This window comes from Streptomyces sp. NBC_00513 (assembly GCF_041431415.1).
Classification (GTDB): domain Bacteria; phylum Actinomycetota; class Actinomycetes; order Streptomycetales; family Streptomycetaceae; genus Streptomyces.
On the sequence record NZ_CP107845.1, the window covers coordinates 5,734,176 to 5,747,895 of the forward strand.

Here is a 13,720-nt window from a genome sequence, read left to right on the forward strand (position 1 = left end):
CATATCGCGTTATCTTGCTTGCGGTACTCATGCTGCCGCAGAGCGGTCTCACACCCCGCGAGAGAAGCGATGCTCCAGGCCATCGGACTCACCAGTACACCCCGTCGAGAACTCCCGCCCCTGGTGGACGACCTCACCTTCGAGGTCCGCCCCGGGTGCGTGACCGCCCTGCTCGGCGATCCGGGCTCGGGCAAGACCACCGCGCTGCGGCTCATGCTCGAACTCGAACCGGGCCGCGGCATCACCTACTTCCGCGGCCGTCCGCTGCACCGGATCGCGCACCCCGGCCGTGAGGTCGGCGTGCTGCTCGGCGACGTCCCCGGGAATCCGGCGCGTACGGTCCTCAACCAGTTGCGGATGCTGTGCGCCGCCTACGGGGTCCCGGCGTCGCGAGCGGACACCATGCTGGAGGTCGTGGGCATCGGCGGTCTGCGCGACCAGCGGCTCGGCTCGCTCTCGCTCGGCATGGAGCGTCGCGTCGCACTCGCGGCGGCGCTGCTGGCGGACCCCTGCACCCTGCTCCTCGACGAGCCCGCCGCCGGGCTCTCGCCACGCGAACGCAACTGGATGTACGAGCTGTTGCGCGGGCACGCCGCTCTCGGCGGCGCGGTCCTCTTCACCACCGACGACGCGAAGGAAGCCGCCCGCAACGCCGACCGGGTCGTCTCCATCAGGGCCGGCAGGCTCGTCGCGGACCAGGACGCGGCGGACTTCGCACGCACCCGACTGCGTCCCCGCGTCGCCGTGCGCACCCCGCACGCGGCCCGGCTCGCGGACGTCCTGGGCCGGGAGGCCCGGGCGGCCCGACGCGCGGTGGAGATCGTCGCGGAGAGCGGCAGCCGCCTGTCGGTCTACGGCAGCGACTGCGCGGAGGTGGGAGAAGCCGCGTTCAGGCACGGGGTGCTGGTCCACCAACTCGCGGACGAGATCGGAGACACCGGAACGCCGGTTCCGCCCGTCCCGCAGGCCCGCTCGGAGGCCCGTACGGCCGCCCACGCCACGGCCGTGGCGGCCGCCCACGGCGAGTCGGGAGCCGCGGCCGAGGCGGGATCCACCGCCGGCCCCGGGGTCGAACCCGGTCCGGAGGTCGAGCCGTCGGCGCCGGTTCGCGGTGCAGGGGCGGGCCCGGAGCCGGGGCCGGGAGTGGGGTCGGCGCCGGGAGTGGGGTCGGGGTTCACCCCGTTTCCCGCCGCCGACGGGGAGGAGCCGGGCCGGCCCCCGCGGGTCGGCTCCGGACGATCGGCCCGCGCCGTGCGTCGGGTGGGCGGACCCCTGCGCCCCCTGCGCTACGAACTGCTGCGAACCTTCGGGACCGCGACCCCGCTCCTGACCTCGGCCGCAGTCGTCGTCGTCTCCGTCGCGATCACGCTCGTCCTCGCCCGCCTCGGACACACCCCGCAGAACCGGCTGCTCGCCGCCTGGCCGCGGTCGTTGCCGCTGCCGCCCGCCGCGCTCGGCGCAGGGCTGCTCGGCGCCCTGGCCTTCGGCGAGGAGTACCGCTACCCCTCCCTGTCGGCGGACCGCGGCACGGTTCCGCGTCGAATGGGTCTGCTCGCCGCCAAGCTCGGGGTCTGCGCCGTACTCGCCCTGCTGCTCGGGGGCCTGGCCGTCACCGCGGATGCCGCGGCCCTCGGACTGGTCTTCGACTCCGGTCCGCTCGACCAGCCGGCGGAGTGGATCGCGCCGGCCGCGAGTTGGGCGGGACTGCTCATCGGCTGCGCCTGGGCCGGGGTGTTGGCCTCCGGTGTCTTTCGATCCGCGGCGGCCGGTCTGGCGGCGGTGCTCGTCGTGCCGGTGATGGTCGTACCGCTGGTGCGCAAGTCGCTGCACGGGCCGTCCGCCTACCCGACGGACGGGCTCGCCTCCAGGCTGCGCGAGTTGTCCTGGGCCCAGTGGCCACCGGAGGTGGACCGCCTGGTGATCGGCGCCCTGCGGGTGATGGCCCAACCCGTCGGCACGGCGCTGGTGTTGTCGTTGATGGTCCTGTTGTGCGCCTATGGGTTCACAGGACTGCGCAGCCGGGTCCGCTGGTGAATGACCGTGGATGATCGTTTCGGATCGAGGGGATGGTCAACGTGACCGTTCCGTTCCGTATCAATCAGCCGGGACCACAACTCCCCGCAAAAGGCCCGGTTCTTTACGATAAGTCGTCAATTGCGTAGGTGGCACCGATCACCCTTTCGTGTGCTTTTCACCAAAGACCTCAAGGGTGATGGGAGCACGACCGACAAAGGATTCGTGAGTACCCTTGCGCACACCATGATGACCGCCGCCCGCCACGCCGACTCCGGCCTCGCCGGCTCGGGCGACCTCGACCGCTACCCCTACGCGGAGACCCAGGGGGCCGACCGGGTCGGACCGCCCCACTGGGACGGCGCCGACATCGAGTTGAGCCGCGTGGGCCGCCGCGCGACCGGAAGTCGAGGCCGCGGACTGCACGGCCAACTCGTCCAGCAGCTCGGCCAGATGATCGTCTCCGGCGACCTCGGCGCGGACCGCCCTCTGGTCCCCGAGGAGATCGGCCAGCGCTTCGAGGTCTCCCGCACGGTCGTCCGCGAATCCCTGCGCGTTCTGGAGGCCAAGGGCCTCGTCAGCGCCCGACCCAACGTCGGCACCCGGGTCCGCCCGGTCGCCGACTGGAACCTGCTCGACCCCGACATCATCGAATGGCGAGCCTTCGGCCCCCAGCGCGACGATCAGCGCCGCGAGCTCAACGAGCTCCGCTGGACCATCGAACCGCTGGCCGCGCGCCTCGCCGCCGGACACGGTCGCCCCGACATCCAGCAGCGCCTCGCCGACATGGTCGAGATCATGGGCCACGCCCTCGGGCAGGGTGACTCGATCACCTTCGCGCGTGCCGACAACGAGTTCCACGCGCTGCTGATCCAGGTCGCGGGCAACCGCATGCTGGAGCACCTGTCAGGCATCGTCTCCTCCGCCCTCCAGGTCTCCGGCAGCCCCGTCACCGCGTGCGACCGCCCCAGCGAAACCTGCGTCGCGCACCATGCGCGGATGGTCGAGGCCGTCGCCGCCGGCGATGCCCTGGGCGCCGAGAACGCCATGCGTCAACTCCTGACGGTGCATCCGGAGGTCGAGCGTGTGGTTCCGGCCCCGCGCGAGCACTGACGGGCTCGACGCGCTCAGGCGCGGGGGTGCACCACATGTCGCCGGGCCCGGTTCGGGTCCGGCGACACCCGTGTGCGGGGGCGTTCGAAGCCCTTGAATCCGTGCGTATGACCGTATGCGCGGCAATGGCGGAAAAGTGGTGTGACTCGGGCCACGAAGATTGGGCGTAACGCTCCGCGACGTCACGCGATGACTTAGGTGGTGATGGCCGACGGAGGGAAGACAGCAGCCCTTGCGGGTGCTGTACAGCTCCCCGGCCCCTGCCCGCGCCCCCGGCCCATCCCCAGTCGGTGGTCGTCGGCTCCGGTCCAGCACCACCAGGCCCGGGGTCGGAAGCCGTTCCCATCGTTCCGAGAGGTTGTTCGTGTCGGCCAGCACATCCCGTACGCTCCCGCCGGAGATCGCCGATTCCGAGTCTGTGATGGCGCTCATCGAGCGGGGCAAGGCCGAGGGGCAGATCGCCGGCGATGACGTGCGTCGGGCCTTCGAGGCTGACCAGATTCCTGCGACCCAGTGGAAGAATGTTCTGCGCAGCCTCAACCAGATCCTCGAGGAAGAGGGTGTGACGCTGATGGTCAGTGCCGCGGAGTCGCCCAAGCGCACCACCCGAAAGAGCGTCGCAGCGAAGAGCCCGGCCAAGCGGACGGCCACCAAGACCGTCGCGACCAAGACGACCGTCGCCCGGACCGTCACCGACGCCGCCCCCGAGGCGGTGCCGGCCGAACCGGACACCGTGGACGCCCTCGCGGAGGAGCCCGGGGCCGAGCCCGCCGCCAAGAAGACCGCGGCGAAGAAGACGGCGGCCAAGAAGGCCGCCCCTGCCAAGAAGACCGCCGCGAAGAAGACGGCCGCGAAGAAGACGGCGGCCAAGAAGGGCTCCGACGAGGCCGACGAGGAGTCGACCGAGGAAGGCTCCGGCGCGGTCAAGGCCGAGTCCGAATCCGAGGAGGAGGACGGCGGCGAGAGCAAGGGCTTCGTCATCTCGGACGACGAGGACGACGCGCCGGCCCAGCAGGTCGCCGTGGCGGGGGCCACCGCGGACCCCGTCAAGGACTACCTCAAGCAGATCGGAAAGGTTCCGCTCCTCAACGCCGAGCAGGAGGTCGAGCTCGCCAAGCGCATCGAGGCGGGCCTGTTCGCCGAGGACAAGCTGGCGAACTCCGACAAGCTGGCGCCCAAGCTCAAGCGCGAGCTGGAGATCATCGCTGAGGACGGCCGCCGGGCCAAGAACCACCTGCTGGAAGCCAACCTCCGCCTCGTGGTCTCCCTCGCCAAGCGCTACACGGGCCGCGGCATGCTCTTCCTCGACCTGATCCAGGAAGGCAACCTGGGTCTGATCCGCGCGGTGGAGAAGTTCGACTACACCAAGGGCTACAAGTTCTCCACGTACGCCACCTGGTGGATCCGTCAGGCGATCACCCGCGCCATGGCCGACCAGGCCCGCACCATCCGCATCCCGGTGCACATGGTCGAAGTGATCAACAAGCTGGCCCGTGTCCAGCGGCAGATGCTCCAGGACCTGGGGCGCGAGCCCACCCCGGAGGAGCTGGCCAAGGAACTCGACATGACCCCCGAGAAGGTCATCGAGGTCCAGAAGTACGGGCGAGAGCCGATCTCCCTGCACACCCCGCTCGGCGAGGACGGGGACAGCGAGTTCGGTGACCTCATCGAGGACTCCGAGGCGGTCGTACCCGCCGACGCGGTGAGCTTCACGCTCCTGCAGGAGCAGCTGCACTCGGTGCTCGACACCCTGAGCGAGCGCGAGGCGGGCGTGGTCTCGATGCGCTTCGGCCTGACGGACGGGCAGCCCAAGACCCTCGACGAGATCGGCAAGGTCTACGGGGTCACCCGCGAGCGCATCCGCCAGATCGAGTCGAAGACCATGTCGAAGCTGCGCCACCCGTCGCGTTCGCAGGTGCTGCGCGACTACCTCGACTGACGGGACCGACGCCGAGGGGCGTACGCCCGGTGGCCGCGCGGGTGCGCACGGCCACCGGGCATCCCACTCTGGGTGGAGTCATGAACACTCGGAGTCAGGAGGCCTCATGCGTCGTCCCTTTGCCCGTGCCCTGGCGGGCGCGCTGACCCTGGTGGCGGGAGCGGCCGCCGCGCCGCTGGCCCGGATGCCGCAGGCGGCCGCGGACAGCGTGGTGATCGGCGGGCAGCCGGTGAAGGTGGCGGACAGCCCCTGGGTCGTGGCCCTGGCCAGCCGTGACCGGTTCGGGGGTACCCGTGGCGGCCAGTTCTGCGGGGGCGTGATCGTCGCCCCGACGACCGTGGTGACGGCGGCCCACTGCCTGGGTCGCCAGGTGCTGGGCGGCCCGGTCGAGTCCGTGCCGGACCTCCGAGTGATCGCGGGCCGTACGGAGCTCCGTGCGACGGACGGTCGGGAGATCGCGGTGCGGGCGGCGCGGGTGAACCCGGCGTACGACTCCGCGAGCAACGCCGGCGACCTCGCCGTCCTCGAACTCGCGGAGGCGGTGCCGGCGAATCAGGTGCTCCCCATGGCGGACAAGGGCCACCCGGCCTACGAGGCCGGCACCGAGGCGTCCGTGTACGGCTGGGGGGACACCAGCGGCTTCGGCGACTACGCGTACGGCCTGCGGGCCGCACGCGTGGAGATCCTCGCAGACCGGGTCTGCGAGGACGCGTACCCGGGGGACGTGGACGGTCAGTACCGAGCCGCCTCCATGGTGTGCGCGGGGGACAAGGACGGCGGCAAGGACGCCTGCCAGGGGGACAGCGGCGGGCCGCTCGTGGCCCGGGGGCGGCTCATCGGGGTCGTGTCCTGGGGGCGGGGTTGCGGCAGGGCCGACAGCCCGGGCGTGTACACCCGGATCTCCCCGCTGGTCGGCTTCGTGAGCGGCTCCGAGAGGGGCGCGCGGCCGGTCGGGGAGCGGGAGGTCCCGTAGGGAGCCCCCAGGGGCTCCTCGGGCCCCGTGTGGCCCGACAAGGGGGTAGGGGGGGCCGGTCGTCGGATCCAGGACGGCCGGAGGGTGGAACTTGGACGCGGGGCGGACATGCGGGGCGGACATGAGGACGGGCGGCACCCCTGGGTCACAGAGGTGCCGCCCGTCGACCGGCCTGGCCGGTCCTTGCTCGTCGGATGCGAGGTCTAGGCCTGTGTCAGCGGTCCTCGGTGTCGGCGGCATTCGCAGCCGGAGCGGACGTGAGCCGCTCGGTCTCATCCTGTATTTCCGCGGCGATCTTCTTGAGTTCCGGCTCGAACTTACGCCCGTGGTGGGCGCAGAAGAGCAGTTCACCGCCGCTCAGCAGGACGACGCGCAGATATGCCTGGGCGCCGCAACGGTCGCATCGGTCAGCGGCCGTCAGCGGGGTCGCGGGTGTCAGAACAGTAGTCACGTCGCCTCTTCTCTAGCTCGACGAGCTGTCGTACCAGGGTCAACATCCAACCAGGCCGAAAACGTTCCCGTTCGCGGCTTTCTTTCGAAACTTCCTTCCGAAGCTGGCCGGCTGCTGCCGGTTGGCGGCGAAGGAGCCGTATTGCGTTGCTTTACGGTTTCGCGTTGTCAGTCGTTCGCTTGTAGCAGTTCAGTCCCCCCGGCGTGAGTGCCGGTTGTTCATGAGGACGTGCCCGAACACTAAATGGTTCATGCCTGGAAGGGAACGTGATGTTTGCTTCACCCCCACGGGGGATCGAACACCCGTGCGGGCCTGCACTACGCTGTGGAAGCCACGAGGGTGGCGTTGCATCGGCTCTACCAGGCCTCGGTACCCTCTGACCGGCAACCGATGAACCCCTGAGCCCGACCGGGCCAGAAAAGAAATTCAGCGAGGAGCGAACTGCGTGACCGCCGACACGTCCGTGCCTTCCAGCGCGCTGCTGTCCGGAGCAGACCGGGACGGTTCCAACTACACCGCGCGGCACCTGCTCGTCCTCGAGGGCCTCGAGGCCGTCCGCAAGCGCCCCGGGATGTATATCGGGTCCACCGACAGCCGTGGCCTGATGCACTGCCTCTGGGAGATCATCGACAATTCCGTCGATGAGGCCCTGGGTGGCTACTGCGACCACATCGAGGTGATCCTCCACGAGGACTCCTCCGTCGAGGTCCGGGACAACGGCCGCGGCATCCCCGTGGACGTTGAGCCCAAGACCGGCCTGTCCGGCATCGAGGTCGTCATGACCAAGCTGCACGCCGGCGGCAAGTTCGGAGGCGGCTCGTACGCGGCCTCCGGCGGCCTGCACGGCGTCGGCGCCTCCGTGGTCAACGCCCTCTCCGCCCGCCTCGACGTCGAGGTCGACCGCAACAGCTCCACGCACGGCATCAGCTTCCGCCGCGGCGTCCCCGGGATGTTCACGGAGCAGGGGCCCGACAGCCCCTTCGACCCCGCCAACGGGCTGCGCAAGGTCAAGCGGATCGCCAAGGGCAAGACCGGCACCCGGGTCCGCTACTGGGCCGACCGGCAGATCTTCCTCAAGGACGCCAAGCTCAACCTGGAGACGCTCTACCAGCGCGCCCGCCAGACCGCCTTCCTGGTACCCGGCCTGACCCTCGTGGTCCGCGACGAGCGCGGCATCGACGGCGCCGGGAAGACCGAGGAGACCTTCCGCTTCGACGGGGGCATCAGCGAGTTCTGCGAGTACCTGGCCCAGGACAAGGCCGTCTGCGACGTGCTGCGCCTGAGCGGGACGGGCACCTTCAAGGAGACCGTGCCGGTCCTGGACGACCGCGGCCACATGACCCCCACCGAGGTCACCCGCGAGCTGGGCGTGGACATCGCCCTGCGCTGGGGCACCGGGTACGAGACCAACGTCAAGTCGTTCGTGAACATCATCGCCACCCCCAAGGGCGGCACCCACGTGTCCGGCTTCGAGCGCTCGATCGCCAAGACCGTCAACGAGGTGCTGCGCTCGGCGAAGCTGCTGCGCGTGGCCGAGGACGACGTGGTCAAGGACGACGCGATGGAGGGCATGACGGCCGTTGTCACCGTCCGTCTCGCCGAGCCGCAGTTCGAGGGCCAGACCAAGGAGGTGCTGGGCACCTCCGCGGCCACCCGGATCGTCGCCGCCGTGGTCGCGAAGGAGCTCAAGGCGTTCCTGACCTCGACGAAGCGGGACGACAAGCAGCAGGCGCGTTCCGTGATGGAGAAGATCGTCGCGGCCGCCCGGACCAGGATCGCCGCACGTCAGCACAAGGAGGCGCAGCGTCGCAAGACGGCCCTGGAGTCCTCCTCGCTGCCGGCGAAGCTGGCCGACTGCCGCAGCGACGACGTGGACCGCAGCGAGCTGTTCATCGTCGAGGGGGACTCGGCGCTCGGCACGGCCAAGCTCGCCCGGAACTCCGAGTTCCAGGCGCTGCTGCCGATCCGCGGCAAGATCCTCAACGTCCAGAAGTCCTCGGTCTCGGACATGCTCAAGAACGCCGAGTGCGGCGCGATCATCCAGGTCATAGGAGCCGGCTCGGGCCGGACCTTCGATCTCGACGCCGCCCGCTACGGCAAGATCGTCCTGCTCGTCGACGCCGATGTCGACGGCGCGCACATCCGCTGCCTGCTGCTCACGCTCTTCCAGCGGTACATGCGCCCGATGGTCGAGGCGGGCCGGGTCTTCGCGGCCGTGCCGCCGCTGCACCGGATCGAGCTCGTCCAGCCGAAGAAGGGCCAGGACAAGTACGTCTACACGTACTCGGACAACGAGCTGCGTCAGACGCTGCTGGAGTACCAGCGCAAGAACATCCGCTACAAGGACGCCATCCAGCGCTACAAGGGTCTCGGCGAGATGGACGCCGATCAGCTCGCGGAGACCACCATGGACCCCCGGTTCCGCACGCTGCGCCGGATCAACATCGGGGACCTCGACTCGGCCGAGTCGGTCTTCGATCTGCTCATGGGCAACGAGGTGGCCCCGCGCAAGGAGTTCATCACCAGCTCCGCCGCGACCCTGGACCGCTCGCGCATCGACGCCTGACCCGGCCGGCGTCCACTCGCTGAACGCCCTTACACACCAATGCTCTTCACTTCATCACCTGATGGAGTGAAGAGCACCGGTACATCAGTCCGGAAAACATCGATTCCACCCATCCTTGTCACCACGCGGCCAATGCGGCGGCGGACAAGGAGAGTTCGGTGGAGAAGCACGAAGGTCGTGATGCCGGAACGATCCGGCTCGACGACCCCTGGTACGACGCGTTGGCGGTCGGCTGGGGGGAGGGCGAGGTAGCGGAAACGGTCCCTCCGCGCCCGGTCGCCGGCGACCGGCCCGCAACCGGGGCCTCGGACATCTACCTGGAAGTGCAGCGAAGCGCCGCCTTCCAGGAGGTACGCAGCCGCTACCGGAGGTTCGTCGTACCCGCGACCGCCGGCTTCTTCCTCTGGTACGTCGCCTACGTGGTCGCGGCGACCGCGGCGCCGGGCATCATGGCCCGGCCGGTGGTGGGATCGATCAACGTGGCCCTGCTGGCGGGACTGGGCCAGTTCCTGAGCACGTTCCTCCTCACCTGGGCGTACGCGCGGCACGCGCGGCTGCGCCGCGACCGGGCCGCGCTCGACCTGCGCTGGACCGTCTTCGAGCAGGAGCGGGACCAGGAGCGCATCCGGACCTGGGAGGCGGGCCGGTGACCACCGAACACCAGACCCTCGCGCTGATCCTGTTCAGCGTCTTCATCGCGGTCACGCTGGGCATCACCACCTGGGTCAGTCGCAACCGACACGGGTCGGCCGAAGAGTTCTACGCGGGTGGGCGATTGTTCTCCCCGATGGAGAACGGATTCGCCATCGCGGGCGACTACATGTCCGCGGCCTCCTTCCTCGGCATCTCCGGACTGATCGCCCTCTTCGGCTACGACGGTCTGCTGTACTCGGTCGGCTTCCTGGTGGCCTGGCTGGTCGTGCTCTTCCTCGTCGCCGAACTGGTCCGCAACTGCGGCCGGTTCACTCTCGCCGACGTGGTCGCCGCCCGGATGAGCGAGCGGCCCGTCCGGATCGCGGCCGGGGCTTCCTCGGTGGTGGTGTCCGTGCTCTACCTCGTGGCGCAAATGGTCGGCGCGGGCAGCCTGGTGGGCCTGCTGCTGGGCAACTCGAGCGCCGGCGCACGGACGTTGACCGTGGTCGGCGTCGGCGCGTTGATGGTGGTTTACGTGTCCTTCGGGGGGATGCGGGCCACCACCTGGATCCAGATCGTGAAGGCCGTGCTGCTCATGGGCGGCGCCGTGACGCTGACCGTCCTGGTGCTGCTGCGCTTCCACGGGAACTTCGACCAGTTGCTGGCCACCGCCGCCGAACGCAGCGGCCACGGGGCCAAGTTCCTGAACCCCGGCCTCAAGTACGGGGGAGACTGGGCCGCCCGCTTCGACTTCATGAGCCTCGGCCTCGCCCTGGTCCTGGGCACGGCCGGGCTGCCGCACATCCTGTCGCGCTTCTACACGGTGCCGACGGCGCGTGCGGCCCGGCGGTCGGTGGTCTGGGCGATCGGCCTGATCGGCGGCTTCTACCTGATGACCATCGTGCTCGGCTTCGGGGCGGCCGCCCTGCTCGGTCCCGAGCAGGTACGGGCCTCCAACGCCTCGGGGAACACGGCGGTTCCGCTGCTGGCGGCATTCCTGGGAGGCGGCGCCGAGAGCACCGGGGGCGCGGTCCTGTTCGCCTTCGTGGCGGCCATCGCCTTCGCGACGATCCTCGCGGTGGTCGCCGGGATCACCCTGGCGTCCTCGGCTTCCGTGGCGCACGACCTGTACGCCTCGCTCAAGCGGCGGCACGCCAAGCAGCGCAGCGAGGTCGCGGTGGCGCGGGTCGCCGCGGTAGGGATCGGCGCGGCGGCGATCGGCCTCGGACTGGTCGCGCAGAACCTGAACGTGGCCTTCCTGGTGGGCTTGGCCTTCGCGGTGGCCGCCTCGGCGAACCTTCCGGTGCTGCTGTACTCGCTGTTCTGGCGTGAGTTCACCACCCGCGGGGCCGTCTGGTCCGTTTACGGGGGACTGGTGCCGGCGGTACTGCTGGTGGTGCTGTCGCCCGTGGTGTCCGGCAGTCCGGAGTCGCTCTTCCCTGGCGTGGACTTCCAGTACTTCCCGCTCCAGAACCCGGGGATCATCTCGATTCCGCTGGGCTTCCTGGCGGGGTGGCTCGGCACGGTCACCTCGACGGAGGAGCCGGACATCCGCAAGCACGCGGAGACGGAGGTCCGTTCGTTGACGGGCGCCGGGGCGGTGTGACCCACCCGGTCGGTCGTGGCGGTCGCCCGGTTCAGTGCGCGGCGCCGGGATCGGAGTGGCGCCAGGCGTAACGGTGTTCCGGGCGGCCCGTCTCTCCGTAGCGCAGGGCGAGGGTGACGCGACCCGTGCGGTCCAGGAGCTTGAGGTAGCGCTGGGCCGTCTGACGGCTGATGCCGGCGCGATCGGCGATCTGCTGGGTGGAGAGCGGCCCCTCGGCCGTGCGCAGCACCTGGCGGACCAGGTCGGCGGTCGGCGGCGAGTGGCCCTTGGGCAGGTCGTTCGGGGTGCCGGCCGAGGCCAGGGCGCCGAAGATGCGGTCCACTTCGGCCTGTTCCGCCTCCCCTCCGGTCTCCAGGGTGCGCCGCAGGGCGCCGTACGCCTCCAGGCGGGCCCGCAGCCCGGCGAAGGCGAACGGCTTCACCATGTACTGGAGGGCGCCGAGTCGCATGGCGGCCTGCACGGTGGCGAGGTCGCGGGCGGCCGTCACCATGATGACGTCGGTGTGGTGGCCCCGTTGGCGCAGCCGCCGGACCAGGTCCAGGCCGTTCTCGTCGGGGAGGTAGTGGTCCAGGAGGATCAGGTCCACGTCGTGGGTGTCCAGGAACGCCAACGCCTCCGCTGCCGAGTGCGCTTGGGCGATCACCCGGAATCCGGGAACCTTCGCCACGTACGCCGCGTTGATCCGGGCAACACGCATGTCGTCGTCGACGACCAATACGTGAACCGGGGACTCGTTCATCGCAGGGCCTCCGGGAGCACGACGGAGAATTCCGCCCCTCCGTCCGCGCTCTCGCCGGCCCGGACGGTACCGCCCTGCCGCTCCGCGAGGCGACGAACGAGTGCGAGGCCCAGTCCGCGTTCGCGGTGGGCCGTGGGCTGTTTCGTCGACCAGCCCTCGGTGAAGATCTCCTCGCGGCGCTCGGCGGGTACGCCGGGGCCACTGTCCCGGACCATGAGGATCGCCGTACGTCCCTCGGCGCGCAGCTCGACCTCGACCAGCGGGGCGGTCGAGCCGGCCGCCGCGTCGAGGGCGTTGTCCACCAGGTTGCCCGTGATGGTGACGAGGCCGCCGGGGTCCACCACCCGGTCGGGCAGCAGCGTGGAGGGGGCCAGGCGGAGCGGGACGCCACGCTCCGCGGCCACGGTCGTCTTGCCGACCAGGAGGGCCGCCAGCAGGGGGTCCCGGACCTTCTCGGTGACCTGCTCGGCGGTGCTGCGGTGCACCCCGACGACCTCGGTCACGAACTCCACGGCCTCCTCGTACAGGTCGAGCTCCAGGAGACCGAGCAGGGTGTGGAGCCGGTTCGCGTGTTCGTGGTCCTGGGCGCGCAGGGCGTCGATCAGTCCGCGCGTGGAGTCCAGCTCGCGTCCGAGGTGTTCCAGTTCGGTGCGGTCCCGCAGCGTGGCGACGGCTCCGCCGTCGTCGGTGGGCATCCGGTTGGCGACCAGGACGCGGGGCCCCTGGACGGTGAGCAGGTCCCGTCCGTCGATCCGGCCCGCGAGGACGTCCGTGGTACGGCCCGCGCCGAGTACCTCGTCCAGCGCGCGTCCGGCGACGGTGCCCGATGCGGCGGGGTCGAGGCCCAGCAGTCGGGCGGCCTCGTCGTTGACCAGCCGGATCCGTCCGTGCCGGTCGAGTGCGATCACGCCTTCGCGGATGGAGTGCAGCATCGCCTCGCGCTCCGAGAGGAGGCCGGCGATGTCGGAGAAGGCCAGGTCGCGGGTCTGTCGCTGGATGCGGCGGGAGAGCAGGTAGGCGGCGAGGGCGCCCGCGGCCAGGGCGCCGCCCGCGTAGGCGAGCAGGCCGGGGATGGCTCCCAGCAGTCGCTCGCGGACGCTGTCGTAGGCGATGCCGACGGAGACCGCGCCGACGATCTCCCCGTCGGCGGCCAGGAGCGGGACCTTGCCGCGGGCGGAGCGGCCCAGGGTGCCGTCGTCGATCTCCATGACCTCGCGGCCCGCCAAGGCGTCGCCGGGGTCGGTGGAGACGGGCAGGCCGATGCGGCTCGGGTCGGGGTGGGAGCGCCGGATGCCCCGGAGGTCGACGACGACCACGTACTCGGCGCCGGTGGCACTGCGGATCCGTTCGGCGGCGGACTGCACGGGGCCGTCGCCATCCGGGCCCGAGTCGAGGAGGTCGGCGGCCAGCGAGGGGTCGGCGGCGGCGCTCTGGGCGATGGCCAGGGCGCGCCGCATGGCCTGGTCGTCCAGTTGCGCTCCGAGCGGCGCCAGGAAGAGGCCGGTGGCCAGGACCGCCACGCCGGCCGCGATGGCGAGCTGGGTCAGCAGGATCTGGGAGACGGCCCTTCTGGGCAGCCCGAGGCGCCGAGCGCTCATGTGGGGGAACCGCATGACCAGCAACCGTAGGTCGGCTTCGGCGTAAGCGGAATTCCCCTTGCGTCATTTGTGCCCGGCTTGCGCAAGCG

At 70.6% G+C, this 13,720-nt stretch carries 10 protein-coding genes; 7 read left to right on the top strand and 3 right to left on the bottom strand.

All coding sequences use genetic code 11. The features are described from left to right. Positions 1–69 precede the first annotated feature (69 nt). The 4 genes from OHA84_RS26480 (at position 70) to OHA84_RS26495 (ending at position 6,038) form a co-directional block, all read left to right on the top strand. Positions 70–2,034 carry an ABC transporter ATP-binding protein gene (locus OHA84_RS26480; RefSeq protein ID WP_266969483.1) on the top strand — a complete coding sequence of 655 codons (1,965 nt, stop codon included), beginning with the start codon at positions 70–72 and terminating at the stop codon, positions 2,032–2,034. A 150-nt stretch (positions 2,035–2,184) separates the two neighbouring features. Further along, the gene (locus OHA84_RS26485) at positions 2,185–3,126 is read left to right on the top strand and encodes a FadR/GntR family transcriptional regulator (RefSeq protein WP_323181884.1); all 942 of its coding nucleotides are present in this window, start codon (positions 2,185–2,187) and stop codon (positions 3,124–3,126) included. Positions 3,127–3,490: 364 nt separating this feature from the next. After that, positions 3,491–5,065: an RNA polymerase sigma factor gene (locus OHA84_RS26490; RefSeq protein WP_266950316.1), complete on the top strand. Its 1,575-nt coding sequence runs from the start codon at positions 3,491–3,493 to the stop codon at positions 5,063–5,065. 106 nt (positions 5,066–5,171) lie between these two features. Continuing rightward, positions 5,172–6,038, top strand: coding sequence for a trypsin-like serine protease (locus OHA84_RS26495; RefSeq protein ID WP_053676295.1), 867 nt, complete (start codon positions 5,172–5,174; stop codon positions 6,036–6,038). A 214-nt stretch (positions 6,039–6,252) separates the two neighbouring features. Here the strand turns inward: OHA84_RS26495 and OHA84_RS26500 are convergent, their stop codons facing one another. Next, positions 6,253–6,489, bottom strand: coding sequence for a hypothetical protein (locus OHA84_RS26500; protein ID WP_030239625.1), 237 nt, complete (start codon positions 6,487–6,489; stop codon positions 6,253–6,255). A gap of 445 nt (positions 6,490–6,934) precedes the next feature. On the opposite strand from OHA84_RS26500, the gene OHA84_RS26505 reads away from it, so the two are divergent. The 3 genes from OHA84_RS26505 (at position 6,935) to OHA84_RS26515 (ending at position 11,294) form a co-directional block, all read left to right on the top strand. After that, entirely contained in the window at positions 6,935–9,055 is a 2,121-nt protein-coding gene (locus OHA84_RS26505; RefSeq protein WP_053676294.1) for a type IIA DNA topoisomerase subunit B, read from the top strand. Between the two features lie 158 nt (positions 9,056–9,213). Then, positions 9,214–9,705: a DUF485 domain-containing protein gene (locus tag OHA84_RS26510; protein ID WP_053676293.1), complete on the top strand. Its 492-nt coding sequence runs from the start codon at positions 9,214–9,216 to the stop codon at positions 9,703–9,705. Beyond that, a complete protein-coding gene (locus tag OHA84_RS26515) occupies positions 9,702–11,294 on the top strand; it encodes a cation acetate symporter (RefSeq protein ID WP_266950318.1) in 1,593 nt (530 codons plus the stop codon). Before OHA84_RS26510 ends, OHA84_RS26515 begins: the two co-directional genes overlap by 4 nt. A 31-nt stretch (positions 11,295–11,325) precedes the next feature. On the opposite strand, the gene OHA84_RS26520 is transcribed toward OHA84_RS26515, so the two are convergent. Together OHA84_RS26520 and OHA84_RS26525 are read right to left on the bottom strand one after the other, a co-directional pair. Beyond that, a complete protein-coding gene (locus tag OHA84_RS26520; RefSeq protein WP_078998505.1) occupies positions 11,326–12,033 on the bottom strand; it encodes a response regulator in 708 nt (235 codons plus the stop codon). Then, complete coding sequence (locus OHA84_RS26525; RefSeq protein ID WP_266950320.1) at positions 12,030–13,631, bottom strand: sensor histidine kinase; 1,602 nt, start codon at positions 13,629–13,631, stop codon at positions 12,030–12,032. Before OHA84_RS26525 ends, OHA84_RS26520 begins: the two co-directional genes overlap by 4 nt. Positions 13,632–13,720: the final 89 nt, after the last annotated feature.